This window comes from Microbacterium sp. NPDC089695, assembly GCF_044749085.1.
Classification (GTDB): Bacteria; Actinomycetota; Actinomycetes; order Actinomycetales; family Microbacteriaceae; genus Microbacterium.
The window spans coordinates 1,383,709-1,409,319 of sequence record NZ_JBIVHG010000001.1 but is presented as its reverse complement, the minus strand read 5'-3'; the positions used below and the strand labels follow the sequence as shown (position 1 = coordinate 1,409,319).

The window sequence follows — 25,611 nt, the reverse complement described above, 5'->3', positions numbered from 1 at the left end:
CGCTACTCGATCCGCGGATCGATCGCGACGGTCTGCGCTCGGCGGCGGCCCATGCGGACGGCCCCGAGGCCCATCAGGAGCAGGAGCGCCGCCAGGGCGATCCAGCCGGTCTGCACGTCGCCGCCGGTCGTGGCGAGGCCCGAGGCGACGACCCGGAAAGTGGTCGACACGGCCCCCGAGCTCGCGCCCGTGAGCGTGACGGTGTGGGTGCCGAGGTCGGTGTCAGCGGGGATCGTCCACGTGAACGTGACCTCGCCCCGCGTGTTCGCGACCTGAGTGCCGAGGGCCAGCGGCGCAGACGTCATGACTCCCGTCACGACCTCGCCCGGCTGGAACCCCGTGCCGATCGCGGTCTGCCGCGCTCCCCGCTCGAGCACCGGCGTCACGATGCGGATGCCGATCTCCGATCCGGGGTCGGCTGCCGCGTCGGCATCGGCGGATGCGGAGGCCGTGGCCGTCGAGGTCGCGGACGCCGAGGCCTCTGCCGCCGCTTCCGCCGAGGCGTCGGCCGCCGCGGAGGCCGAAGCCGTCGCCGACGCCGAAGCGTTCGCCGCCGTCGCCGCCGAGGCGTTCGCATCCGCGGTCGCCGCGGCCGAGGCATCGGCCGCACTCGTCGAGGTCGCGTCGTTCTGCGCCGCGGCCTGCGCCGCCGCGGCTGCCGAGGCGTTCGCGTCGGTCGTCGCGGTGGACGAGGCGTCTGTCGAGGCATCCGTGGTCGCCGCGGCCGAGGCCGCAGCATCCGCGGTCACATCCGCTGCAGCAGAGGCGCTGCTCGTGGCATCGGCGAGAGCCGCCGCCACCGCCGCGGCCTCGGCGACCGCATTCGCGTCACTGTCGGCCTGAGCCGACGCCGCTGCGGACGCCGAGGCGTTGGTGTTGACCTCCGCCGAGGGGTCGGCCGCAGCATCCGCGGAGGCGGAGGCCACCGCATCGGAGGATGCATCGGTCGAGGCGGAGGCGATCGCTGCCGCGCTCGCGTTGGAGGCGGCACTGGTGCTCGCATCGGAGGTCGCGGAGGCCTGGGCCGCCGTGTCGCTCGACGCGTCGGCGAGGGCCGCGGCCTGTGCCGCGATCGCCGCACCCGCGTTCGCGGACGAGGTCGCGTCGGCGGTGGCATCGGTCGAAGAGGTGGCGGTGGCCGCCGTCTGCGCCGCCGCTTCCGCCGCCGGGTCGGCTGCCGCCGATCCCTCGGCCGTGGCATCCGCCCAGGCCGCGGCCTGCGCTGCGGCTTCTGCGATCGCGTCGGTCGAGGCGTCGGCGTTCGCCGAGGCGGATGCGGACGCCGCCGCGTTCGCGTTGGCCGAGGCCTCCGCCGAGGCGGTCGTCGACGAGTCGGCGGTCGCCGCGCTCTCGGACGAGGCCGCCGCGTTGGCGTCGGCGGCGGCGGAGGCTGCCGCGTTCGCGTCATCGGAAGCATCGGCCTGCGCTGCCGCCTGCGCCGCGACCGCGGCGGAGGCGTTCGCGGCGGAGGTCGCGTCGGTGGTCGCCGTCGTCGAGGCATCGGTGGTCGCCGCGGCGACCGCCGCCGCCGTGGCATCCGCCGTCGCCGCGGCCGAGGCCGCCGAGGTGGCGTCTGCGAGGGCTGCTGCTTCGGCGGCTGCCTGCGCCGACGGGTCGCCATCTGCTGTGGCGTCGGCCGATGCGGAGGCCGAGGCCGCCGCGTTCGTGTTCACGTCGGCGGGGTCGCCGGCGGTCACCTCGACCGTGTCGGTCTGCGATACCGCGCCGGACGTTCCCGTGAGCGTGTAGCCGGTGCCCGGGGTCGCGTCGCTCGGCACCGAGTAGTTCGCCGTGAAGGCGCCGGTCGCATCGGTGGTCGCCGTGACGGGGCCGCCGACATCCGCTCCACCGCCCGGGGCGGTCAGCTGGAGCGAGACCGTGGCGTTGACGGGCCAGCCTGTTCCGGTCACGGCGAGGTTGGTGCCCGCGGGCACGGAGGCCGCGGCATCCAGCACGACCGGAGCGGCCGTGACCTCGGTGGTGTCGGTCGCGATCTGTGCCCCCGCCGTGGCGGTGACGGTGTAACCGGTGCCTGCCGGGGTTCCTGCCGGCACCGGGTACGCAAGCGTGAAGCCGCCGAGCCCGTCGGTGGTCACCGTCTCGGGACCGCCGATGTTCGCGCCGCCGCCGGGGGCGGTCAGCTGCACCGTCACCTCGGTGTCGGCGGGCCAGCCGCTGCCGGTGAGGGAGAGCGAGGAGCCCGCCTCGACCGTGTCGGCTGCATCGACGACCGGAGCCGCCGTGACAGCCGTCGTGTCGGTCGCGGTCTGCCCGCCCGCCGTCGCCGTCACGGTGTAGCCGGTGCCTGCGGGGGTGCCTGCGGGCACCGGGTAGTCGAGCGTGAAGGCGCCGGAGCCGTCGGTCGTCACGGTCTCGGGGCCGCCCACGTTCGCACCGCCGGGGGCGGTCAGCTGCACCGAGACCTCGGTGTTCGCGGGCCAGTTCGTGCCCGAGACGGCGAGATCGGAGCCCGCCTGCACGCTGTCGTCGGCGTCGACCGCGGCCGCCGCGGTGACGTCGGTCGTGTCTGTCGCCGTCTGTGCTCCGGCGGTCGCGGTCACGGTGTAGCCCGTGCCGGCCACGGCGCTCGAGGGCACCGGGTACGCGAGGGTGAATCCACCCGAACCGTCGGTCGTCACGGTCTCAGGTCCCCCGACGTTCGCACCGCCGCCGGGGGCGGTGAGCTGCACCGAGATCTCGGTGTTCGCCGGCCAGTTCGTGCCCGAGACGGCGAGATCGGTACCCGCCTGCACGGTCGGTGCGGCATCCACCGTCGGCACCGGGGCGTCGGTCACCTCCGTGGTGTCGGTCGCGGTGACCGCCCCCGCCGTCGCGGTGACCGTGTATCCGGTCGCTGCGGGGGTTCCGGCCGGCACCGGATACGCGAGCGTGAAACCACCCGAACCGTCGGTCGTCACGGTCTCAGGTCCCCCGACGTTCGCACCGCCGCCGGGGGCGGTCATCTGCACCGAGACCTCGGTGTTCGCAGGCCACCCGGCTCCGGTCACGGCGAGATCGGTGCCCGCCTGCACGCTCGCCGCGGCATCCACCGTCGGCGCGTCGGCCAGGGCGTTCGGACCCGCTTGCGCACGGGCCAACGCCACGGTGCCCACACCGCCGGCGCCGAGCAGGTCGCCGACCGTGAGGACGAACGCCTCCTCGCTGAAGATCGGGCCGTTGTCGGACTGCACGTTGCCGCGCAGCGAGACCACGCCGTTGAGCAGGCTCACGGCGGGGGCGATCGCCGAGACGATCCCGGTGACCGCCGTCGTGACGGTCGGGACCACGGTCGCGATCACGCCCGTCGGGCCGAACAGCGTCGTGTTGATCGGAGCCGCCAGCGCCGAGAGCAGCGTGCCGACGGGGATGACGATCGGCAGGCCCGCGACCTTGAGCGAGATCGTCGCGGCCGCAGTGCCGCCGACGACGCTGCCCAGCGTCTGGTTGACCATCGAGACCTGCAGGCCGGTGCCGATGTCGGTGATCGGCGTGGTGCAGGTCGGGCCGGTGCCGACGACGCAGACCGCGACGCTGATGTTGAGCACTGCGGCGTTGAGCGCCGTGGTCAGCGCCGTCTGCACGAGCGAGGGCACGGTGTTCAGCACGTCGCCGACGCGGGTGATGAGGTTGTTCAGGACAGGCGCCGAGAGCACTTCCTCCCCGACCGACAGGCCGTTCAGACCGTGGCCGGTCGTGTCGGCGAGCAGGGCGTCGAGGTCGACGGTCACGAGGCCGGTGCGCAGGTTCACGGTGACGACGCCGTCACCCACGGGGGTGTCGAGGATCGTGTTCAGCGCGGCGTTCACGGTCGTCGTGATCGTGATGTTCACTCCGGAGTTGCCGAGGATCGGGGCGAGCGCGGCGTTCAGTCCGGCGAGCGCTTGAGCCAACAGGCCGTTGGGGCCTGCGAGGGTGGCGACGGCCGCATCGACCGTGGCAGCGACCCCGCCCGCGCCGGTGAGCGTGTTCTGCAGCGTGGCGATGGCCGGCAGGCTCATCGACAGATCGCCGCCGGCGACGTTGTAGTCGCGGGTGACCGTGCCCGCGGCGTCGATCGCGACCTCGGAGCTGATCGCCTCGAGCGCGATGTCGAGGTCGGCGACCGTGCCCGTCACCGCCGAGCCGAGCAGGCCCTGCAGGTTGATCGAGGCGTTCGACGGATACGCGCCGGTGCCGGTCGTGTCGATCACTCCGGCGTCGCTGACGGCGCCGGCCGCGGCGCGCGAGACACCGGCGTCGGATGACTGGGAGTACTGGTTCACGGCGCCGAGCTGCACGAAGCTGCCGAGCGGCACGCTGAGTCCGCCGGGGATGCCGAGCTGGAGGGCGTTCAACGCGGTGAGATCGAGCGAGCTCGTCTGGGTGTCGGGGGTGGGCGAGCCGGCGTTGCTGGTGGAGACCCCGCCGAGCGCGACGACGTCGTCGAGGGGCACGCCGCCGAGCAGCAGGCTGCCGCTCAGGAACTGTGAACTCGACGCCGACTGGTCACCGGGCGCGGCGGATGCCGCGGTCGGAACCAGTGCGCTTGCGGTGATCACAGCCGCGGCGATCGCGCCCGCTGTGAACCCTCCGATGGCCCTGCGTCTGCGCAGAACCGTCCCTCCGAATTGAACCATTCGCCTCTCCCGTGATGCAGATGTTCCGCCTCACAAGGCCCTCCCCAGGTGCCGACGTGTGCCGGTCAGAGCGATGTTGGTAAGTGACTATGCCTGGGTCCCGAAGGGTTTGTCCAGAGGTCTTGGCAAAATTCATGGGAGCGGTCACACTGAATCGTGGGAGCGATCACATCCGCAGGTCCCACACGAGAACCGCCTCGCATGGCGAACATGCGAGGCGGCGGGGTTCTCGTGCGTCCGGAGGGGACGCCGCGATCAGGTTCCCGGAGTCAGATCCGGAGTCCGTGACCGAAGCGGAACAGCGGATCGGAGGTGTCGAACGGGACGTCGGGGCGCGACGCCTCGACCGCCGACATCGACCGGGGCAGGTCGAAGGGCAGAGCGCCGGTCGACGGCACCGCACCGCCGAGCACATCGAGCAGTGCCGCCCCCGACGCACCCCAGTTGACGGTGACCGCAGCGGCGACCTCCGCGATCGGGGTGAGGATCGGCGGTCGGTCGGCGAGCACGTCGACGACCGTCGGCACTGCGGCGGCGACCGCACGCACATGGTCGACGACCTCCTCCGGGAAGTCGAGCGATCCGGCGTGGAAGAAGTTCTCGAACATGGTCGCCCGCTCCTCGAACGGCGCCTGCAGCCGGATGACGGCGATGTCCGCGTCCTCCGGGGTCGCAACGACCCGACCGTACGACGCCGCGACGTCGTGGTCGACGCCCTCGACGTAGATGCGCAGGCCGGGAGCGAACGGCAGCACCCCGTCGTTCGTGAGCACGGTGATCGAGGCGCGCTGCGCCGCCTCGCCTGCCGCGCGGAACTCGGCCCTGCCGACGATGTCGTCGGCAGCGTCCTCGTCGACGAAGGGATTCTCGAACAGACCGAGCTCGAACTTCTCGCGGAGGATGCGCCGGGCCGACTCGTCGAGGCGCTGCTCGGTGATCGCTCCGTCGGCGATGAGGTCGATCAGCAGTTCGGGGCATGCCTCTCCCCCGAACTGGTCGGCCCCCGCGTCGATGACCTTCTGCATCCGCTCACGCGGCGACAGGTGCTCGACACCCCACGCACGCGCGGGGAACGGCTGTCCGAAGATCTCTGCGTCGTTGATGAGCCCCCAGTCGGTGCACACGAGACCGTCGAACCCGAAGCGCTCGCGGAGCAGCCCCGTGATGACCGACCGGTTGAAGCCGAAGCCGACCTCCTCGTACTCGGTGCCGACGGGCATGCCGTAGTACGGCATCATCTGCCGCGTGCCCGCCGCGAGAGCATCCTCGAAGGGCTTGAGGTGCAGCTCGAACTCGCCGCCGGGATACACCTGCTCTCGCCCGTACGGGAAGTGCGGGTCCTCGCCGTCCTTCTGCGGCCCGCCGCCAGGGAAATGCTTGGTCATGGTCGAGACCGAGCCGACCCCGAACGACGCACCCTGGAATCCCCGGATGTATGCCGATCCGAGAATGCCGGCCAGTTCGGCATCCTCTCCGAAGGTCGCGGTCTGCCGCGCCCAGCGGGGCTCGGTCGCGAGGTCGACCTGCGGATGCAGCGCCACACGCAGGCCGACGGCCGTATATTCCTGTCGAGCGATATCCGCGAATCGCTCCACGAGCTCGGGGTCGCGCGTCGCCGCGAGGCCCAACGTCTCCGGCCACTGCGAGAACGGACCGGCGAGGATGGACGCCCCGGGGTTCTCGCTGAACGAATGCCGGGGATCGGTCGAGAGCGTCACGGGGATCCCGAGCCGGGTGGATGCCGCGAGCCGCTGCAACCGGTTCTGCCATGCCGCGATCTCCCGGCCGGTGGGGGCAGCCCCGAGCAGGTTGAAGTGCGTCATCTGCTTCACCTCGACGAACTCGCGCGCGCTCGGTGTGCCGAACACCGGGTTCGCCTCGTCGAGGTCGCCGATCGCGATCATCGTGTGGAAGAAGAGGCCGGCCTTCTCCTCGATCGTCATCTCGTCGAGCAGCAGCTGCACGCGCTCGTCGACGGGCAGCTCGGCGTCGAGCCAGGGGCGTGCTGTCGTCGTGATCGTGGTATCGGTCATGGTCACTTGACTCCCTTGATGCGGTAGACGAGCACGGCGCCGGCCAGCGCGACGAGTGCGCCGAACAGGTACCAGGTGGGGTACCCGCCGAGCGGGGTCGCGGCTCCGAGCGCGATGATCGCGGGCGCGATCGCGGGGGCGATCGACTGCGGCAGGGCGTTGGCGATGTTCAGCACGCCGAGGTCCTTCGCGACGTCGTCGGGGTTGGGCAGCACCTCGGTCGCGAGGGCGAGGTCGACCGAGAGGAACGACCCGGCGCCGAAGCCGATGATGGCCTGCGCGACGATGACCATCGCGATCGACGGGGCGACCGCGAGGATCACGAGACCGACGACCATGACGAGACCCGCGATCGCGACGAACGGACGCCGCTTGCCGATGCGGTCGGACAGGAAGCCGCCCAGCGGCGAGGAGATCGCCATGGCCGCCATCGAGGCGAGGTTGGCGAGGAGGATCGTGCCGACCGCGCCCTGCTCGTCGAGGCCGAACTTCGTGACGAGGTACAGCGGGAGGAAGGTCGCGATGCCGGCGTAGCCGAACATGACGAAGAACTTCGTCAGCCAGGTCCAGCCGAAGTCGGGGTGCTTTCGCGGGTTGAAGACGAAGGAGCCGAAGAACGTGCCGATCGTGAAGCGCTCGGCGGGCTTCTGGGTGAGTCGACGGTCTTTGAGGGTGAGCACGAAGACGATCACGAGGATGAGCGCGATCACTCCGGGGACGACGAACCGCTCGAAGTCGCCGGGCAGGAAGTTCACGATGAAGCTGCCGGCCAGAATGCCGATCGGCGTGGTGATGCCGACGAGACCGGAGACCTTGCCGCGACTGCTCGCCGGAACCTGATCGGGCAGGGTCGCGTTCGCCGCCGCGAGCACCGCGTTCATGGCCGCCTGCACGAGGCACCAGGCCAGCAGCACGACCCAGAGCGAGGTGGCGACGCCGATCAGCACGAAACCGCCCAGACCCACGACGGCACCGCCGAGGATCCACGGACGCCGCATACCCCACCGCGAGGTGGTGCGGTCGGAGAGCCGCCCGACGAGCGGGTTGGCGACCAGGGCGAAGGCCGCGCCGACGCCCATGACGAGGCCGAGGCTCGCCTCGGTGGTGACGGGGTCGATGCGCGCGACCTTGAAGGCCATCGAGACCATGACCGGGGTGAGCAATGCGAGGAAGACGCCGAAGTTGACGGCGGCGAGGCCGGGCGCGTAGCCGCGAGGAGTGCGGGCGGGCGTGGTGCCGGGAGCCTTGAAGCCCGTCGTGCCGACGGCGGCCGCGTTCGCGGCGGGTGACAACTCTGTCATGGGGTTCCTTTCGGGAAAGGGCGCCGGTCGTCCACGACTCGACGTCGAGACGACGATACACGAATCTCGACCGTTTGGTAAGTGAATCTCGACCGCTTGGTAATGAGCGAGGATAGGATGCAGGAGGAGGCGACGATGACGACAGCGGCCGCAACGGGGACCCGTCAGACGCGCGCGGCAGCCACCCGGCAGCGCATCGTCGTCGCAGCGCGGGAGCTGTTCGTCGCGAACGGGTACCGGGCCACGTCGCTGCGCGACATCGCCGCGGCCGCATCCGTCAGCCACCCGGGACTCCTCGGCCACTTCGCCTCGAAGGACGAGGTGCTCGCCGAGGTCGTCGCCGGGTTCGAGGAGGACAACGAGAAGGCGCTCGACGAGATCACCTCCGACGCGGAGCCGGGCGAACTCGTCTCCGCGACGATCGCCGCGCGCAACGCCCGCACCGAGGGCTACCTCGAACTGTTCGCCGCGCTCACCGGCGAGGCGTCATCACCCGAGCATCCCGCCCACGAGCGCATGCGCGAGCGCTACGGACGCCTCCGCGACTCGACCCGCGAGCTCCTTGACGACGCGCGACAGCACGGCACCATGGACGCCGAGCGCGATGCGGCCGGCGAGACCGTGCGCCACATGGCCGGATGGGACGGCCTGCAGCTGATCTCGCAGTACCTCCCGGATCGCGTGGACGTCGTCTCGGTGCTCGAAGAGCGAGAGGCGCTGTGGGCGCTGCCGCTCGGCTGGCGCGATCCGGATGCCGCTCCTCCGACGCACACGCCCTCGTCCGCTCCCCTTCCGGAGCCGCTGCAGGCGACACCGCCCCAGGCTCTCGAGCCCTCATCCGGGTACGCGGTCGGGCGCCGGCGGCGTGCACAGATCCTCGCCGACGCGATGCGCCTGTTCGCCCAGGACGGCTACGGCGACACGAGCCTGCAGGACATCGCGGCCGCCGTCGGGGTGTCGAAGTCCACCCTGCTGCACCACTACTCCTCCAAGGAGCTTCTCCTGAGCGCGGTGCTCGCCGAGCGCGACCGTTCGATCACCAGCCGCGCCGATCTGCCGCCCGCCGACACCGCAGCGGAGGCCCTGCGGTCGATCGCCGGAGGGGCGCGGGTCAACGCGCAGCGGGAGCCGGGGCTGATCGAGGTGTACGCGGTGCTGTCGTGCGAGGCCGTACCGGCCGCGCACCCCGCGCACGACTACTTCGCCGTGCGCTTCGCCCTCGTGATCGACCACTTCGCCGAGCTGTTCCGCCGCGCCCAGGACGACGGTGCTCTCGCCGCGCACCGCGACCCCGAGCACGAGGCCGTCTGGCTCGTCGCCATGTGGGACGGGCTGCAGTATCAGTGGCTGTACGACCGCGACGCCGTCGACGTCGCGGCACAGTTGCGCGCTCATCTCGACGACGTGCTGCCGCCGCGCTGACGATCGCGCTCGTGCCGATCGAGGTGCGCCGACCGATCAGGCCGCGGCGATGACCGCGAGCACGTCCTCGCCGTAGGCCTCGCGCTTCTTCTCGCCGATGCCCGTGATGCCGTCGAGGTCGGCGAGCGACGTCGGGCGGTGTTCGGCGAGCGCACGCAATGTCGCGTCGCCGAAGACCACGTACGCGGGCTTGCCCTGTTCCCGCGCGACGCCGGCCCGCCAGGCGCGCAGCGCCTCGAAGAGGCCGCGGTCACCGGCATCCAGTGCATCAGCCGCGCTCGCCTTGCGGACTCGCGACGACGATGCCGGTCGTCCGATCGTGTCCTTGCGCAGCGGCACGGGCGTCTCGCCCTTCAGCACTCCCGGCGCCTCCGCACCGGGTGCGAGCGTGCCGTACTCCCCCTGCGCCGCGAGGATGCCGCGGGCGAGCAGCTGCCGCACCACGCTGCGCCAATCCTGGTCGGAGAGGTCGGCGCCGATGCCGTACGTCGCGATCTCGTCGTGCCGCTGCTGCCGGATGCGCTCGGTCGACGCCCCGCGCAGGATGTCGATCAGGTGCCCGGCGCCGAACGCCTGGTTGCGCTCACGCTTGAGCCTCACGATCGTCGACAGGAGCTTCTGCGCCGGCACGAGCCCGTCGAAGGTGTCGGCCTTCTCGAGGCAGGTGTCGCAGTTGCCGCACGGCTCGGAGTCCTGGCCGAAGTAGTCGAGCAGGTTCTGCCGGCGGCACTGCACGGTCTCGCACAGCGCGAGCATCGCGTCGAGGTGCTGACCCATGCGCATCTTGAACGTGCGGTCGCCTGGGCTCTGGTCGATCAGGCGGCGCTGCTGCACGACATCGCCCAGCCCGTAGGCCATCCACGCGACCGAGGGCAGGCCGTCGCGTCCCGCGCGGCCGGTCTCCTGGTAGTACCCCTCGACCGATTTCGGCAGGTCGATGTGCGCGACGAAGCGCACGTCGGGCTTGTCGATGCCCATGCCGAACGCGATCGTCGCGACCATCACGACGCCGTCCTCCCGCAGGAACCGCGACTGGTTCGCCGCCCGCACCTCGGCGGGCAGACCCGCGTGGTACGGCAGGGCATCGAAGCCCTGAGCCGCGAGGTACGTCGCGGTCTGCTCGACCGACTTGCGGCTGAGCGCGTACACGATGCCGACCGCGCCCTCGGGCTGCTCGCGGATGAACGCCACGAGCTGCTTGCGCGGATCGACCTTCGGCACGATGCGGTACTGGATGTTGGGGCGGTCGAAGCTCGCGACGAAATGCTCCGCCGCCGGGGCGCCGCCCGTGCCGTCGAGGTGCAGCCGTTCGGTGAGCTCCTGGTGGGTCGCTCGGGTCGCGGTGGCGGTGAGCGCCATGCGCGGCACGCCCGGGAACCGCTCGCCCAGGTCGCCCAGCGCGAGGTAGTCGGGGCGGAAGTCGTGCCCCCACTGCGACACGCAGTGCGCCTCGTCGATCGCGATCACGCTGAGGGTGCCGCGCTGCAGCAACGCCGTGGTCGCGGAGTTCGACAGCCGCTCGGGCGCGACGTAGAGGAGGTCGAGCTCGCCGGCCACGTACGCCCGCTCGACCTCGCGGCGTTCGTCGATCGGCTGCGTGGAATTGAGGTAGGCGGCCTTGACGCCGTTCGCACGGAGCGCGTCGACCTGGTCGTGCATGAGGGCGATGAGCGGGCTGATCACGAGCCCAGTGCCCTCGCGCACGAGCGCGGGTACCTGGTACGTGATGCTCTTGCCGCCGCCGGTCGGCATGAGCACGACGGCATCCCCGCCGCCGATGACCTGCTCGACGATCGCGGCCTGGTCACCGCGGAACTCGTCGTACCCGAACACGGTGTGCAGGGCGTCGCGGGCGCTCGCGAAGCGGCTCGGCGTGGCTCGGTGGACGGCCGGGGCGGATGCCGGGGCGACCGGCGTGCTCGGGCCGGGACCCCAGTCGAGCGGTGGCTCGAACCCGGCGCCCTGCGGCTCCCAGTCCATGGGCTCCGGCGGCTCGGAGGGCTCCCACCCGTCGCCGTCCCACCCGTCGGAGGGCGGCTCGTCCGCGAACGGCAGGTCCTCGTACGGGTCACGGGGAGTCTGCGGCATCCCCCCAGCGTAACGACCCCCGCCGACATCCGGCGGGGTTAGGTTGGACGCAGACGCACGAAGGAGCATCCGATGACCGACTTCACCGTGACCCGCAACGACGACGCCTCCCGCTACGAGATCCGCTCCGGCGACACGCTGGCCGGCTTCGCCGAGTTCCAGCAGCGACCCGGCGCGATCCGCTTCATCCATACCGAGGTCGACCCGGCGTTCCAGGGCCAGGGACTCGCCGGCATCCTCGCGAAGGACGCTCTCACGCATGCCGCGGCGAGCGGCGATGCGATCGTGCCGCTCTGCCCCTACATCGCGAAGTACCTCACCACGCACGAGATCCCCGGTGCGGAGATCCGCTGGCCGCAGCGCCCCGCTCCGATCGCCGGCACCGACGCCGCGGACTCCTGATGATCGGCGAGCGCCGCATCGTCCTCGAACCGCGCGAGGTTCCGCTCGGCGGTGTGCGCGGCATGAACGTTCTGCGCCTGCTGCCGCATCGCAACCTGCCGACCATCGGGGCGTGGTGCTTCCTCGATCGCTTCGGCCCCGCCGACACGCGCATGCGCGTCGAGCCGCACCCGCACATCGGCCTGCAGACCGTGACCTGGCCGCTGATCGGAGAGATCCGCCATCGCGATTCGCTCGGCAGCGACGCCGACCTGCGCCGCGGCCAGCTCAACCTCATGACCGCGGGCAACGGCATCTCGCACTCGGAGTACTCGATCGGCGAAGATCCCGTCCCGCTCGACGCCCTGCAGTTCTGGGTCGTGCTGCCCGAGAGCGCCCGCCACGGCGAGGGCGGATTCGAGCGCCACACCGACCTGCCCGGCGTCGCCGTCCGCGCGGTCGAGGGAGCGGACGCCGCGGTCACGGTCGTGCTCGGCGAGTTCGACGGGACCACGTCGCCGGCCACCGTGCACACCCCGATCGTCGGCGCCGAGATCGCCGTCGCGGCGGGGAGCACCGTGCGGCTGCCGTTGCGGAGCGACTGGGAGCACGGGCTCATGCTCGTCGAGGGCGACGCGGTGGTGTCGCAGCATCCGATGGAACTGAACGACATGCTCTACCTGGGCGATGCCCGGGATGCCGTCGAGGTGTCGAGTGCGAACGGCGCCCTGCTGTTCCTCGTGGGCGGCGAGCCGTTCGAATCCGAGATCGTGATGTGGTGGAACTTCGCCGGCCGCACGCACGAGGAGATCGTGTCGGCGCGCGACGACTGGGAAGCGGCGTCCGACCGGTTCGGCGTCGTCGAAGGGCACGACGTGCGCATCCCGGCGCCGCCTCTACCGGACGTGCGGCTCATGCCGCGAGGGCGCAAGATCTGACGCGAGCCGGTCCCGGTCGCCGAGCCGCCGGTCGTTGAGCGAGCGGAGCGAGACGAAACGCGGTGAGCCGTTCTCCGGATCTCACCGCGTTTCGTCTCGTCGCTGCGCTCCTCGCTCAACGACCAGGGGCTACTACTCCGGCTGGTCCGTCTCCGGAGCATCCGTCGGCGGAGCCTCGGTCGGAGGGGCCTCCGTCGGAGGGGCCTCCGTCGGAGGGGCCTCGGCATCCGGCACGTCCGCCGCGGCGGGCGTCTCGACCGTGAGGATCGTGCGCACCGCCGACTCCCCGTACTGCACGAGCCCGAGGTAGCGGGTGCCGGGGGCGAGCCCGGTCCAGCTGAGGTCGTAACTCGTCTTCTCACCGCGGACGGCGGCGATCGGGTTCGGCGTGGCGGTCAGCGCACCCTCGCCCTCGGGCTGCACGACGGCGTAGGTCATGTCCCACGTCATCGGCGCCGAGGTCGCGTACACGTTCGCGACCACCAGGTAGGTGCCCGCCGTGGGAGCCGCGACCGTGACCTGCTCGTCGGCCGATCCGGTGGCCGACTGCCACTGCTCGTAGTACCGCAGGTCGTCGGGGCTCACCACCCGGTACACCGTCAGGTCGAGGTCACTGCCGTCGTCGTCCGACGAATCGAGGTCGAACCGCGCGAGCGTCGCACCCTCGGGCACGTCGACGATCCACGACACGTCCTTGTTCTCGTCGCCCGACTGCTCGTCGCCCGAGTGCCCGACGACGCGGCCGTCGGGGTCCTCCAGCAGCGTGAACGGGGTGAGGCCCGAGAGCCCGAGAGCGAGGTCGCCGTCGACACCGGGGGTGATCTCCACCGTGGTCGAGCCGTCGACGCCCGTGCCAGATACCTCGGCCGGAGCATCCGCCGTGACGGGGAACACCGCGATCGGCGATCGCACCGTGTTCTTCTTGCTCGTCCAGGTGAGCGAGCCCGTCACCCACTGCTCGACGGGCGCGCTCTGGTTGTCGAACGTGACCGTGAAGGTCGCCTTCTGCCCGGCGCGATCGAACTTCAGGGTCGACGGCGACACCGTCACGTCGACGCCGGGGACGTCGACGGATGCCGTGAACGTGCCCTTCTCGGTCGACGTCACCGTGCGGGTGACGGTCTGAGCGCTCGCGAGCGAGCCGATCGAGATCGATGCGGCGTTCAGGTCGCTGCCGTCGATGGGGTCACCGGGGAAGTCGGCGAGGCCCTTGCCCTCGAGGAACGCCATCCAGTCGACGACGCCGTTCAGGTACAGCAGACCCGGGTTGAACATGCGCTTCGGGTCGACCTGCCCGGCACCCTGCTGGAACGGGTCGTGGTTCGGCGATCCGTCGGCGTTGACCGTGTCGTAGGCCGTCGTCATCATCGCGGACTTGATCTCGGCGGGTGTGGCGTTCGGCCGCTCCCCGAGGTACAGGGCCGCGAGGCCGGCGATGTGCGGCGACGCCATCGACGTGCCCGAGAGGATGCCGAAGGTCGGCGCCTCGCCGGGGTCGTTGTTCGTGGCGGCGAGGATCGCGACGCCCGGGGCCGCGATGTCGGGCTTCATGACGTCGCTGCCGTCGGCGAGCATCGGTCCGCGGCTCGAGAAGCCGGCGATCTGGGGCACCGGGGTCGTGACGCCCGTGGTGTTCTTCCCGACGAGCGAGATCGGCCGGTCGACGCCGCCCTGCACGTAGGCGAGAACCGCCGCGCGGTACGCGGAGGCGAGGTGCACGGTGGGCACGACGTGGAAGTCGTTGTCGAGCGAGTCGGCGCCGCCCGGCACGTTCACGAGGACCATGCCGATGCCCCCGGCATCCTTCACGACCTGCGACTTCTCGGCGCGGGCGTTGTTGCCGCGGTCGCACACCACGATGTGCTGCGCGGCCTTGGTCGCGTCGAGCGAGCCGGGGAGGCAGAGCGCGGCGTCCGCAGCCGCCGCACCGGATGCCGGGATGTCGCCCGCGTAGACCGACGGTCCCGTCACGGTCTTGCCGAACGGCACGCTGACCGAGGCTCCGGCCTGCGCGAAACCGTCGAACTGCACGGTGCCCTCCCAGGTCGGGATGGTCGACGCGGCCACGGTCGTGTACCAGGGCGAGGCGTGATCGGCGGTGACGGAGTCGGGTCCGTCGTTGCCGGCGCTGGCCGCGACGAAGACTCCGGCCGCAGCCGCGTTGAAGAACGCGATGTCCTCGGGGGCGAGGACGGTGGATGCCGCGCCGCCGCCGATCGAGTAGTTGATCACATCGACGCCGTCGGCGACGGCCTGGTCGATCGCGGCGATGAGGTCGCTGCCGGCGCAGATGTCGTCGGTGGTGACGGCCGGGTCCGGTCCGACGTAGCAGGCCTTGTAGGCCGAGATCTTCGCGCCGGGCGCGACGCCCGAGACCGTGCCGAGATCGACGCCCTCGACGCTCGCCTTCACCTTGAAGTTGCCGGCCGCGGTGCTCGCGGTGTGCGAGCCGTGACCGTCGCCGTCGCGCGGCGACAGGTAGTCGTACTGGAAGTCGAAGCCCGCGGCCGCGGCCCCCGACGAGAAGTACTGCGCTCCGATGAGCTTGCTGCTGTAGTCGCTCTTGTCCCAGCCCTGGCCCTCGACCATCGTGGCCTGGAAGCGCCCGCCGTCGGACTTGTCGAAGTAGACGTTCGTGCCGTCGGTGTAGGGCTCGCGGCCCTTGTGGCGGCTCTTGTCCTTCTTCTGCTGCTTGAGCTTCTTGCCCTCGAACGACGGATGCTCGGGCGCGATGCCCGTGTCGATCACGCCGACCACGACGCCTTCGCCGGCCTCGTCGACGCCGCCGGTCTGCTGCCAGACGCCGCCCTTGCCCTTCTTGTCGTCACCGAGACCGAGGAAGCTCGTGGAGGTCTGCGCATCGGGGTGGCGGATGAAGTCGGGGTAGACGCCGAACACGTCCTTCGAGGCGCGGAGCTGGTCGACCTGCTCGCCCGACAGCTGTGCGCTGAAGCCGTTGAGCACGACTTGGTACGTCGTGTCGGGCGTGACGCCCACCTGCTGCGCGATCGTCTGCTGCTCGCTCTCGAGGTGCTCGACGTAGCGCAGCGCGTCTTTCGACTCCGGCTCGAGCTGCTCGCCGTCGGCGGGCTTCGTCGCCTGGATGCCGTCGACTCCGCCCTCGTAGCTTGCCAGCGGATCGGCCTTCATGACGACGATGTACTGACCGGGCGTGCCCTCGATGGGGGTGGGTGCGTTCACCTCCTCGACGCCTGCGTATCCTGCGGTTGCCGTCGACGCGACGAACAGCACGGCCAGGCTTGTGGCCGCCGCCATCCGGAGGGGTGTTCGACCCATGTGACTCTCCGATGATCAGTGCGGCCTCGTGCCGCAATGCCGATCAAAGTAGTCCCGGCTCACACGGGATTGCCAGGTTCGGGTCGAAACCCTAGACGAAAGACCAGTACGCCATTTCTTGTCGCTCTCATGGCTGGGAGCGCTCGCGCGTCGCAGTGGAGAATCGCACGCAGCATCCATCGAGCGTCGCCGAGATGAGCGGACCGCGATCTCGTCGTCCGTGCGTGCCGATCTCGTCACTCACCTCGAAGCGAGCGGCGTGGGCCCGTGCCCGAGCCCTCTTCTATTCCGAGCCATTGATTCAGGTTCTCGGCGATTCGTCGCGCGGTACGCAGATTGCATACGGTGCCACCGAGGCGAACTCGACGTCCACTACGCATCTCCATGACCAGTTCGCCGCTCTGCGCGCGGCCCGCGTTCACCGTCCACCCGAGAACGAAGAACCAGCCATAGTAGGGTTCAGCGCGGAACCGAGCCGCCGCGCGCCTTGAATACACCCGCCGACGCCACCATGAAGTGACGTTGAACTGGTCGGCCGTGGCGCGAACTCCGGTCACGGCCACTCTGATCCATAGCCACAGACACAAAGCGAGAGTGCCGACCGCGACGAGCGTTGCGACAGCAGGAGCACTTGACGACGAAACAAGCAGAAAGACCGAAGGGCAGATGCCGAGGAACACGGAGGACCCGCCGAGTCGCCTCATTCGTTCAGCGCGTGCTTTCTTGAGCAAGTCTTCACCCAGCAGTGACATGAAATCTCCCCACTCGGAATGCTGGCGCAAGTGGACGTTCAACTCAATGAACCATCGGTGCCGGCGAGCCGCAGCACGGCAAGGCGGGTCATCTCGCATAGGTAGTCCGACCAATCGCCTGATACCCAGATCGAGTCCCGATTGAGTATCGCGGTCAACATCCGCCGAGCGTCGCGGAGATACGCGGATTGATTCTCGCGCGGACAATCTCTCATTCGGGTTGCCAGTGACGCGAACCACCAACGGACCGCGGCGTCCGGAGACAGCTGTTCCCGCTCAACGATTGAAGTCTTTCGGCAGAACTTGAGCAGTGCCTCGATCGCGCGATCGTCCGACTCTGCGGCCGCATCTTGAACACGTCGCAGGAGATCTTCGCCGAGCAGATCCGCACGTGCCATCGCTCGCAGAAGCGGAAGGCGCATCGCCAGCGAGACCACGTCGCTATCGGCGTACACCGCCTCGCTGATGCGGCCCGATAGACTGAGGGTGCGACCTTCGCGCGGACCGCGGACTATCTCTAAGAAGTCACGGTCAATCAGAGCACCCACGATCTGCTCGGCCTCCGCGCCGGCCAAGGCACCCTCCAGCGAATCGCGGAGAGAGCGGGAGTGGTCCTGCGGAATCTCATTCTCTTCAACACTTAAGACGTACCAATGCGGAGTCCAGCATCGGAACCACCCCCACGCGTCGTCGCCAGCGGTCGGAGTGTGCACTCCAACGAGGGAGCCCGCGAACTCCCCCGCGGACGCGAACCCAATCGTGATGCTGCCAGATTCGCACCTAGTGTGCAATATGAATTCCTCTCCCCCGCCCCGCGTAACCAATTACCGAATATGAACGACCCACATAAGTATGGTAATTCCACCCCGATGGGTTATAGGCATTTGTGGCAGTCTTCCCTCGAGAGGTAAACCGCTGAATGATCGGATCCTTCTTTAGAAGGGTGTGGACCAGTCATCCCAGAACCAGAAGGGCGATTCCCAGTCGCCAGCATCGGCATCCATTAACGAGAAGCTGACCTCGTGGCCATGTCGCTCGACGATCAACTCGCGCCCACCACTGCGATTCTCATCGATCCGCGGCGACAACGGGTGAAGCTCGACACCCCATCCGTCGGGGGAGCCTCCGAACGCCGCATCTATCTCCACCCACTCGCCGTCGTCGTTTTTGACGTTCAAGGGCTTCGGCGACAGCTGCACGACCTGCGCCCCGTCTCCATCGACGAACACGTTCTGGTACTCGCTCCGCGACTCCAGGACGAGGCCCCCTCGATCGACCCCGTTCTCGACGGATGCCGGCTCTGCCAGCTCCGGTGACTCTGGCTCCGACGCCGGTGCCTGCACCGGCGCGAAGTCGCCGGACGGGGCCTTCGGCTTCGTGATGACAGAAGGCTGAGAATCCAGCACCGGTGCGACCAGATCGTCAGTACTCACCGCCGCAGCTTCCGCGTGCGGAAGAGTCAAGCCGGCGATGACGACCGCGACCGCGGTGAACATCGCGAGCACCCAGGAACCCTAAACGCGCGCCATGGCGTCGAACCTCTCGGAGGGGGCGTGAGCCCGTGAACCTTCACACCCGCCGGAGGAGAGATGCAGATAAGAAATACCGCACTCAGACAACTCCTAGCGATATCCGATCGATATATTCCGTCTGGTGTGCCGGCGACCGCCGCCGCACTCGCAGCCGAGCGCTTTCAGCCCCGCTCGGGCGAGTGCACGCGAGAGAGGAAGCGTGCGGTGCGGGGCGACGGACCCCGCGGGTCGAGAAGAGACACGACGACCGTGACAGCCGTGGCGAGCGGGATGGTCCACGCCGCCGGTTGGGCGAGATACGGCGCGGCGACGCCCACCCCGCCGACCGCGGCGTGCACGAGCAGGGCGAGACCCGCGGCGAGGCCGCCCGACAGCATCCCGGCGACCGCTCCTCGTGCGGTGAGCCCACGCCACCACACGCCCAGCAGCACGACGGGCGACAGGGTCGACGCGGCCACCACGAACACCACGCCGACGCTCGATCCCAGGCCCGCGGGGGCCGTGAGCAGGGCGACCGCGAGCGGCACGAGCGCGCAGAGCACGGCCGACAGGCGGAAGGAGCGGACGGATCCCGAGAACACGTCCTGACTGATCACCCCGGCGAGCGAGACGACGAGCCCGGCAGAGGTCGCGAGGAACGCGGCGAACGCCCCTGCGACGATGAGCGCCGTGAGCAGCTCGCCGGCGACACCGGGGAACACCCGCGACGGCAGCAGCAGCACGACCGTGTCGGCCGCCCCGGGCACGGCCAGGTCGGGAGCGGCGATGCGGGCAAGGAGCCCCATCGTGCTCGACACCGCGTAGAACGCGCTGACCATCGCGATCACGATCACGGTCGTCCGCCGCGCCGAGACACCCGTCGGGCTCGTGTAGAACCGCACGAGTACGTGCGGCAACCCCATGGTGCCGAGCAGCAGGGCGAGGAGCAGGGATGCCGTCTCGTAGGCGTCGAACCCCGAGGGGCCGGCCTCGGCGGGGAACACCAGCGCCGGGTCGAAGTCATGCGGACCACCGCTGAGCGCGAACGCGATGCACACCACCGGCACGAGCAGCGCCGTGAGCTTGAGCCAGTACTGGAACGCCTGCACGTAGGTGATCGCCCGCATGCCTCCGGCGGCCACCGCCGCCGCGACGAGCACCGCCACGAGCACCGCCCCCACCCACTCCGGCACGCCCGCGACCACGAGCAGCGTGATGCCGGCGCCGTGCAGCTGCGGAACGATGTACAGCCAGCCGATCACGAGCACCGCGATGCTCGTCACCCGTCGGGCCGCCGTCGACTCGAGCCGTGCCTCCATGAAGTCCGGGATCGTGTACGCGCCGCTGCGGCGCAGGGGCGCCGCCACGAACACGAGCACCAGGAGGTATCCGGCCGCGTACCCGATCGGGAACCAGAACCCGCGGGCGCCGTCGAGGAGCACGAGTCCCGAGAGCCCGAGGAACGTGCCCGCCGAGAGGTACTCGCCGCTGATGGCCGAGGCGTTCCACACCGGCCGCACCGTGCGCGAGGCGACGAAGAAGTCGCCGGTCGTGCGGGAGATGCGCAGCCCGTACACGCCGATCGGCAGCGTCGCGACCACCACCAGGGCGATGCCGACGAGGTCCATCACCGCGTTCACTCGCGATCCCGGAGCGCCCGGAAGCGTTTCTCGTTGCGTGCGGCCGTGCGCACGTACAGCACGGCGAACACGAGGATGACGGGGTAGAACGCGTACGCCTGCAGCAGCCATGACAGCGGCAGCCCCCACACCACGAACTGATCGATCTCGGGGATCAGCGCGACCGTCAGGGTCAGGGCGACCACGACCAGCACGAACCCCGCGACCGTGCCGAGGGCGAGGCGCAGCTGGCTGCGCATGAGCGCGCGCGTGAACACGGCATCCGCGTCGTCGACGGGCGCACCGGGCAGCGCGATGCCCCGCGTGACGGGCGTCGACCGCCGCACCGATGCATCCGCCGTGACGCGCACGCGCTTCGGCGACTCGCTCATCCCGAGCCCTCCGCCCTGGCGCCTGCCCGCACCAGCGCCTCGCGCACCACCGGGATGAGACGCCTGCTAACGGGCAGCACGGCCTGGTCGACCACCACGACGGGGTCGGAGCCGGAGAGGCGGGCCTCGGTGACGGCCGCTGAGCGCACGAGGGTCGAGCGGTGCACGCGCAGGAAACCGGCATCCATCCACCGCGTCTCGAGCTCGGAGATCGGGATGCGCACGAGATGCCCGCCGTCGGCGGTGTGCAGGCGGGAGTAGTCGCCCTGCGCCTGCACCCAGCGCACCTCGCTGCGCCGCACGAACCGCACGGTCGACCCCACCGTCACGGGCACCATCTCGTCGTCGGCGGGCGCGGTGGGCTCGCCCAGATCGACGACCCGGTCGATCGCCTGACGCAGCCGCTCGACGCGCACGGGTTTGAGCAGGTAGTCGGCGGCGCGCAGCTCGAAGGCCTCGACCGCGCGGGCCTCGTCGGCCGTGACGAACACGACGGCGGGAGGCGCGGCGAGCGCGAGCATCGACCGGGCGAGCTCGGTGCCCAGCAGACCCGGCATGTGGATGTCGAGGAACGCGATGCGCACGGCGCGCTGCGACAGCATCCGCAGCGCCTCCGCGCCCGACGAGACCGAGAGCACCTCTCCGATCCGCGCGTCGAGGCGCAGCAGGTGCACGAGTTCGTCGAGCGCCGGCTTCTCGTCGTCGGCGACGAGGACGTCGATCTGGTGCGCGTCTGTCGTCATCGGTTCAGTCGCCTTCGGGATCGTGCTGCGGCTGCGACTTGGGCACCCGCATGCGCACCAGGGTACCCGCGCCGGTGTTCGTCTCGACCACGAGACCGCCCTCGGCCCCGTAGACCTGTCGCAGCCGGGTGTCGACGTTGCGCAGCCCGACGTGCAGACCGTCGTCGGCCGCGGTGAGCGTGGCACGCAGGCCGTCGGGGTCCATGCCGATCCCGTCGTCCTCGACCGTGATCTCGGTGTGCGTGCCGTCGTCGCGCGACACGATGCGGATCTCGCCGCCGCCCTCGCCCGGCTCGATCCCGTGCCGCACGGCGTTCTCGACCAACGGCTGCACAGACAGGAACGGGATGACGGTCGCGAGCGTCTCGGGCGCGATCTGCAGGGTGACCCGCAGCCGCTCGCCGAACCGCGCCCGTTCGAGCTCGAGGAACGAGTGGATGCTGCCCAGCTCCTCGGCCAGGGTCGTGAACTCGCCCTGCCGGCGGAAGGAGTAGCGCGTGAAGTCGGCGAATTCGAGCACGAGGTCCCGCGCCCGCACGGGGTCGGTGTGGATGAACGACGCGATCGCGGTGAGGGCGTTGTAGATGAAGTGCGGGGAGATCTGCGCGCGGAGCGACCGCAGCTCCGCCTCGGCGAGCTGCGTGCGCGAGGCATCGAGGCTGCCGAGCTCGACCTGCGCGGCGCACCAGTCGGCGACCTCCTCGGCCGCACGCACCAGCGCGGCGCCGACCGGAGCCGCGAACGCCACGACCGCGCCGATGACCTCGCCGTCGACGACGATCGGCGCACCCACCGCCTCGAGGTCGTCGGACGCGCCTCCCGGCGAGGGGAACACCTGTCGTCGGCCCGATTCACGCACCTGTCGCGCGATGCGCAGCGCCGCGGACTCCAGTCCCTCGGACGGCCCGTCGAACGACAGGGCGTCGTCGGCGCCCACGATCGCGACGGCGGCGCTGCCGAGGAGCACGCGCAGATGCCGCGCGGCCTTCACCACGTCGGGCGAGGCCAGCCCCGCACGCAGGTGAGGTGCCGCGAGGCTCGCCTGATGCAGCGCCTGCAGCCCCGCCCGCTCGGCATCGCTGCCGAGATCGGCCGACCCGCGTGCGAGCCGTCGGGCGAGCAGCAGGAGCACGGTCAGCACGATGCCGCCGAGCGCGCCGAGGATCGCGGCCAGGACGACGTCGTTCATGCCCTCAGCCTAGGCATCCCGGCATCCGCGCCACGGCGTCAGCAGCAGCGGGCGCCGGGGTTGCGGTCCTGGTCGTCCATGCGCTGCCGCCAGAACTGCCGTTCGGACAACGGCTCCTCATCGGGGTGGTGGCGGCGGTGATGGGCGACATAGGTCGCGTAGGCCGTGTCGCCCATCAGCGTCGTCATGTACCAGCGGATGCCGCGGCCCACCCGCCCTGCGGTGCACCAGAGTGCCCGCAGAGCGGTGGTCGCGGCATCCGTCCGATTCACGGTGTCGGTCATCTCAGTGACTCGACGCCCTGCGCTCGTCGGCGAGGATCGGCTCCCACTGCTTCTCGAGCTCGCGCTCCTCGGCAGTGGGGAGGAAGCCCGCCGGGGCGTAGCGCCGCGACGGGGTCGGCTCGTCCTCGGTGTTCTCGCCGCCGCCGTTGCGGATCGCCTTGATCGTCGCGATCACCGCAGCGATCATCACGATGATCGCGAGCGTCACGAAGATGATCGACAGCGTTCCCTGCACCGCCGTGTTGCGGATGACGGCCTCGAGCACCTGCGGCTCGCCGAGCGACGTGTCGCCGCTGTCGCGGGCGGCGACGTACTTGAAGTGGTTCGCCCAGTAGCCGATCGCGGGGACCGGCGACAGGATCTTGTACAGCGACGCCGTGATCGTGACGACCGCGGTGAACGCGAGCGGCAGGCCGATGATCCACAGCCACTTGACGTACGACCGCCCGCGCTTCGCGACGATCGCGAGAACCACGGCGAGCGCGATCGCGGCGAGCAGCTGGTTCGCGATGCCGAACAGCGGGAAGAACGTGTTGATGCCGCCGAGCGGGTCGGTGACGCCGAGGATGAGGATCGCTCCCCAGCCGGCCACCATGATCGCGGTGCAGATCCACACACCGGGACGCCACGAGACGTCACGGAACTTGGGGACCCAGGCGCCGATCGAGTCCTGCAGCATGAAGCGGGCGACACGGGTTCCGGCATCCACCGCGGTGAGGATGAACAGCGCCTCGAACATGATCGCGAAGTGGTACCAGAACGCCATGAGCGCCTGGCCTCCGAGTGCCTGCTGCATGATGTGCGCGAGGCCGAGGGCGAGCGTCGGGGCGCCGCCGGTGCGCGACACGATCGACTCCTCGCCGACCGCCGCGGCCGTGCCTGTGAGCATCTCGGGTGTGAGGTTCACCCCCGTCAGGCCCAAGGAGTTCACGAAGACGACGGCTCCCTCGACGGTACCGCCGGTGGCGGCTGTCGGCGCGTTCATCGCGAAGTAGATGCCCTGGTCGATCGAGATCGCGGCGACGAGCGCCATGATCGCGACGAACGACTCCATGAGCATCCCGCCGTAGCCGATGAAGCGCGTCTGACGCTCCTTCTCGACGAGCTTCGGGGTGGTGCCCGAGGCGATCAGCGCATGGAACCCCGACAGGGCTCCGCACGCGATCGTCACGAACAGGAACGGGAAGAGCGGACCCGCGAACACCGGACCCATGCCGTTCTCGCCGAACACGCTCACCGCCGGGACGGAGATCTCGGGACGCACGAGCACGATCGCGCCGGCCAGCATCACGATGACGCCGATCTTCATGAACGTCGACAGGTAGTCGCGCGGGGCGAGCAGCAGCCAGACGGGGAGCACAGCTGCGATGAAGCCGTAGACGATGATGCCCCACGCGATCGTGGTGCGGTCGAGGTGGAAGATCGCCTGGCCCCATTCGGTGCCCGCGACCCAGCCGCCCGCGATGATCGCGGCCATGAGCAGCACGAAGCCGATGATCGACACCTCGGTGACCTTGCCCGGACGCAGGTACCGCAGGTACACGCCCATGAACAGGGCGATCGGGATGGTCATCGCGACCGAGAAGACGCCCCACGGGCTCTCGCCGAGTGCGTTCACCACCACGAGCGCGAGGATCGCGACGATGATGAGCATGATGAGCAGCGAGGCGATGATCGCGGCCGTGCCGCCGATCTTGCCCAGCTCCTGACGGGCCATCTGGCCGATCGTGCGGCCGCCGCGGCGCATCGAGAAGAAGAGCACCGTGTAGTCCTGCACGGCCCCCGCGAGCACGACGCCGACGATGATCCAGATCGTGCCGGGGAGGTAGCCCATCTGCGCGGCGAGCACGGGGCCGACGAGAGGACCGGCGCCGGCGATCGCGGCGAAGTGGTGGCCGTAGAGCACGCGCCGGTCGGTGGGGACGTAGTCCTTGCCGTCCTGCTTGACCTCGGCCGGGGTGGCACGGCGGTCGTCGGGGCGCGTGATGTAGCGCTCGATGACCTTGGAGTAGAAGCGGTAGCCGATCAGGTAGGTGCATACCGCGGCGAACACGAACCAGATCGCGTTCACGGTCTCGCCGCGGACGATCGCGAGCATCACCCAGGCCACGCCGCCGAGCAGGGCGATGGCCGTCCACAGCAGGATCTTCGGCAGCGTCCAGCGCGCCGAGCGCTCGTGGTGCGCTTCGGTGAGGGCGACGGGCGGGAGCTTCGGGTCGGTGACGATCACGGGGTCGTCGTCGGAGGTCGTTGCGCCGCGGCTGTGCGGCGAGGATGCGGTCATGGGGTCTCCTCAGGGTGCGCGTCTTTGCGTTCACCCACGCTAGGGATCGACCACCGGAGGGCGGATGCCGGGGCGGACCCCGTGCGACGAGCGGTGCGGACCGTGCGACGAACGGATGCCGGGCAGGCCGGCATCCGCGGTTTTCCACGGCTTCCGACGGCATCCGTCCCTGTGGAGCGCAAGTAGGCTGGAGGCGTGGCCCGCACCCCTGTTCTGACGACCCGCGTGCTGCTCGTGTGCGCCGCGATCGGCGTCGCGACCGGCATCCTGGGCGGCATCGCCGGCCTCATCACCCCGGGCGTGCTGGTGCTGACCCCCTACCTGTACGGGCTCGTGCTCGGCTCGCACGTGCTACCGGGCATCATCGCGCAGGAGGTGCTGCGCCGCCCTCTCGTCGCGCTGGTCACGCACGTGATCGCCGCGCTGATCGCGAGCGCTTTCAACCCTGCGTGGGCGCTCCGTTTCATCGGCACGGCATTGCTGTTCGGAGCGATCCAGGAGGGCGTCGCAGCTCTCACGCGGTATCGCGCATGGGGCGCCTGGCGCTTCTTCGTGTCGGCGGGCGTGATCGGCGTCGTGGTCGCGGTCGTCGTGTTCTTCGCGGCGCACCTCGGCACTCTCGCGCCCTGGGCGCAGATCGCGTACCTGGCCGTCTCGGTGCTCGGCCCGATCGCCTGGACCGCAGTCGGCCTCGCGGTCGGCACGGCGCTGAGCCGCGCCGGCGTCGCCCGCCGCTGAACCGCCGCTCCGCGCCGACCGCG

Annotated in this window: 18 protein-coding genes; 4 read left to right on the top strand and 14 right to left on the bottom strand. The window is 70.2% G+C overall.

Translation table 11 applies throughout. From position 1 onward, the window contains the following. Nucleotides 1–2 precede the first annotated feature (2 nt). The 3 genes from ACIPYT_RS06915 to ACIPYT_RS06905 all read right to left on the bottom strand — a co-directional run bounded on the left by ACIPYT_RS06915 (nucleotide 3) and on the right by ACIPYT_RS06905 (nucleotide 7,950). Complete coding sequence (locus ACIPYT_RS06915) at nucleotides 3–4,538, bottom strand: choice-of-anchor G family protein (RefSeq protein WP_401071951.1); 4,536 nt, start codon at nucleotides 4,536–4,538, stop codon at nucleotides 3–5. A 347-nt stretch (nucleotides 4,539–4,885) separates the two neighbouring features. Then, nucleotides 4,886–6,649, bottom strand: a complete 1,764-nt coding sequence (locus tag ACIPYT_RS06910) for a glycoside hydrolase family 3 N-terminal domain-containing protein (protein ID WP_401071949.1) — start codon at nucleotides 6,647–6,649, stop codon at nucleotides 4,886–4,888. A 2-nt stretch (nucleotides 6,650–6,651) separates the two neighbouring features. Further along, nucleotides 6,652–7,950, bottom strand: coding sequence for an MFS transporter (locus tag ACIPYT_RS06905; protein WP_401071947.1), 1,299 nt, complete (start codon nucleotides 7,948–7,950; stop codon nucleotides 6,652–6,654). Between the two features lie 135 nt (nucleotides 7,951–8,085). On the opposite strand from ACIPYT_RS06905, the gene ACIPYT_RS06900 reads away from it, so the two are divergent. Continuing rightward, complete coding sequence (locus ACIPYT_RS06900) at nucleotides 8,086–9,372, top strand: TetR/AcrR family transcriptional regulator (protein ID WP_401071945.1); 1,287 nt, start codon at nucleotides 8,086–8,088, stop codon at nucleotides 9,370–9,372. A gap of 36 nt (nucleotides 9,373–9,408) precedes the next feature. Here ACIPYT_RS06900 and recQ read toward each other — a convergent pair whose 3' ends face one another. After that, entirely contained in the window at nucleotides 9,409–11,460 is a 2,052-nt protein-coding gene (gene recQ / locus ACIPYT_RS06895) for a DNA helicase RecQ (protein ID WP_401071943.1), read from the bottom strand. A 72-nt stretch (nucleotides 11,461–11,532) separates the two neighbouring features. Here recQ and ACIPYT_RS06890 point away from each other — a divergent pair, with 72 nt between their 5' ends. Together ACIPYT_RS06890 and ACIPYT_RS06885 are read left to right on the top strand one after the other, a co-directional pair. Further along, nucleotides 11,533–11,862 (top strand): GNAT family N-acetyltransferase, encoded by a 330-nt coding sequence (locus ACIPYT_RS06890; protein ID WP_401071941.1) that lies wholly within the window; start codon nucleotides 11,533–11,535, stop codon nucleotides 11,860–11,862. Continuing rightward, nucleotides 11,862–12,779 carry a pirin family protein gene (locus ACIPYT_RS06885; protein ID WP_401071939.1) on the top strand — a complete coding sequence of 306 codons (918 nt, stop codon included), beginning with the start codon at nucleotides 11,862–11,864 and terminating at the stop codon, nucleotides 12,777–12,779. The genes ACIPYT_RS06890 and ACIPYT_RS06885 overlap by 1 nt, the downstream gene beginning before the upstream one ends. A gap of 132 nt (nucleotides 12,780–12,911) precedes the next feature. Here ACIPYT_RS06885 and ACIPYT_RS06880 read toward each other — a convergent pair whose 3' ends face one another. From ACIPYT_RS06880 to ACIPYT_RS06835, 10 genes are all read right to left on the bottom strand, one after another. Then, nucleotides 12,912–16,076, bottom strand: coding sequence for a S8 family serine peptidase (locus ACIPYT_RS06880; RefSeq protein WP_401071937.1), 3,165 nt, complete (start codon nucleotides 16,074–16,076; stop codon nucleotides 12,912–12,914). 236 nt (nucleotides 16,077–16,312) lie between these two features. Then, nucleotides 16,313–16,828, bottom strand: a complete 516-nt coding sequence (locus ACIPYT_RS06875; protein WP_401071935.1) for a hypothetical protein — start codon at nucleotides 16,826–16,828, stop codon at nucleotides 16,313–16,315. Nucleotides 16,829–16,866: 38 nt separating this feature from the next. Further along, complete coding sequence (locus tag ACIPYT_RS06870) at nucleotides 16,867–17,403, bottom strand: hypothetical protein (protein ID WP_401071933.1); 537 nt, start codon at nucleotides 17,401–17,403, stop codon at nucleotides 16,867–16,869. 360 nt (nucleotides 17,404–17,763) lie between these two features. After that, nucleotides 17,764–18,333 (bottom strand): hypothetical protein, encoded by a 570-nt coding sequence (locus ACIPYT_RS06865; RefSeq protein ID WP_401071931.1) that lies wholly within the window; start codon nucleotides 18,331–18,333, stop codon nucleotides 17,764–17,766. A 188-nt stretch (nucleotides 18,334–18,521) separates the two neighbouring features. Then, nucleotides 18,522–19,979 carry a cation acetate symporter gene (locus ACIPYT_RS06860; RefSeq protein ID WP_401071929.1) on the bottom strand — a complete coding sequence of 486 codons (1,458 nt, stop codon included), beginning with the start codon at nucleotides 19,977–19,979 and terminating at the stop codon, nucleotides 18,522–18,524. Then, on the bottom strand, nucleotides 19,976–20,350 hold the full coding sequence (locus ACIPYT_RS06855; protein ID WP_401071927.1) for a heavy metal transporter: 375 nt from the start codon (nucleotides 20,348–20,350) through the stop codon (nucleotides 19,976–19,978). Before ACIPYT_RS06855 ends, ACIPYT_RS06860 begins: the two co-directional genes overlap by 4 nt. After that, entirely contained in the window at nucleotides 20,347–21,093 is a 747-nt protein-coding gene (locus ACIPYT_RS06850) for a LytR/AlgR family response regulator transcription factor (RefSeq protein WP_401071925.1), read from the bottom strand. The genes ACIPYT_RS06855 and ACIPYT_RS06850 overlap by 4 nt, the downstream gene beginning before the upstream one ends. Before the next feature lie 4 nt (nucleotides 21,094–21,097). Then, nucleotides 21,098–22,282, bottom strand: coding sequence for a sensor histidine kinase (locus ACIPYT_RS06845; protein WP_401071923.1), 1,185 nt, complete (start codon nucleotides 22,280–22,282; stop codon nucleotides 21,098–21,100). A gap of 38 nt (nucleotides 22,283–22,320) precedes the next feature. Beyond that, nucleotides 22,321–22,566, bottom strand: a complete 246-nt coding sequence (locus ACIPYT_RS06840; RefSeq protein ID WP_401071921.1) for a YbdD/YjiX family protein — start codon at nucleotides 22,564–22,566, stop codon at nucleotides 22,321–22,323. A 1-nt stretch (nucleotide 22,567) separates the two neighbouring features. Then, entirely contained in the window at nucleotides 22,568–24,850 is a 2,283-nt protein-coding gene (locus ACIPYT_RS06835; protein WP_401071919.1) for a carbon starvation CstA family protein, read from the bottom strand. Nucleotides 24,851–25,045: 195 nt separating this feature from the next. Here ACIPYT_RS06835 and ACIPYT_RS06830 point away from each other — a divergent pair, with 195 nt between their 5' ends. Continuing rightward, nucleotides 25,046–25,588 carry an ECF transporter S component gene (locus ACIPYT_RS06830; protein ID WP_401071917.1) on the top strand — a complete coding sequence of 181 codons (543 nt, stop codon included), beginning with the start codon at nucleotides 25,046–25,048 and terminating at the stop codon, nucleotides 25,586–25,588. Nucleotides 25,589–25,611 lie beyond the last annotated feature (23 nt).

Coding starts and splice junctions, on each gene's coding strand:
- ACIPYT_RS06910 (WP_401071949.1), bottom strand. CDS start 6,649: ATGACCGATACCACGATCACGACGACAGCACGCCCCTGGCTCGACGCC.
- ACIPYT_RS06905 (WP_401071947.1), bottom strand. CDS start 7,950: ATGACAGAGTTGTCACCCGCCGCGAACGCGGCCGCCGTCGGCACGACG.
- ACIPYT_RS06900 (WP_401071945.1), top strand. CDS start 8,086: ATGACGACAGCGGCCGCAACGGGGACCCGTCAGACGCGCGCGGCAGCC.
- recQ (WP_401071943.1), bottom strand. CDS start 11,460: ATGCCGCAGACTCCCCGTGACCCGTACGAGGACCTGCCGTTCGCGGAC.
- ACIPYT_RS06890 (WP_401071941.1), top strand. CDS start 11,533: ATGACCGACTTCACCGTGACCCGCAACGACGACGCCTCCCGCTACGAG.
- ACIPYT_RS06885 (WP_401071939.1), top strand. CDS start 11,862: ATGATCGGCGAGCGCCGCATCGTCCTCGAACCGCGCGAGGTTCCGCTC.
- ACIPYT_RS06880 (WP_401071937.1), bottom strand. CDS start 16,076: ATGGGTCGAACACCCCTCCGGATGGCGGCGGCCACAAGCCTGGCCGTG.
- ACIPYT_RS06875 (WP_401071935.1), bottom strand. CDS start 16,828: ATGTCACTGCTGGGTGAAGACTTGCTCAAGAAAGCACGCGCTGAACGA.
- ACIPYT_RS06855 (WP_401071927.1), bottom strand. CDS start 20,350: ATGAGCGAGTCGCCGAAGCGCGTGCGCGTCACGGCGGATGCATCGGTG.
- ACIPYT_RS06850 (WP_401071925.1), bottom strand. CDS start 21,093: ATGACGACAGACGCGCACCAGATCGACGTCCTCGTCGCCGACGACGAG.
- ACIPYT_RS06845 (WP_401071923.1), bottom strand. CDS start 22,282: ATGAACGACGTCGTCCTGGCCGCGATCCTCGGCGCGCTCGGCGGCATC.
- ACIPYT_RS06840 (WP_401071921.1), bottom strand. CDS start 22,566: ATGACCGACACCGTGAATCGGACGGATGCCGCGACCACCGCTCTGCGG.
- ACIPYT_RS06835 (WP_401071919.1), bottom strand. CDS start 24,850: ATGACCGCATCCTCGCCGCACAGCCGCGGCGCAACGACCTCCGACGAC.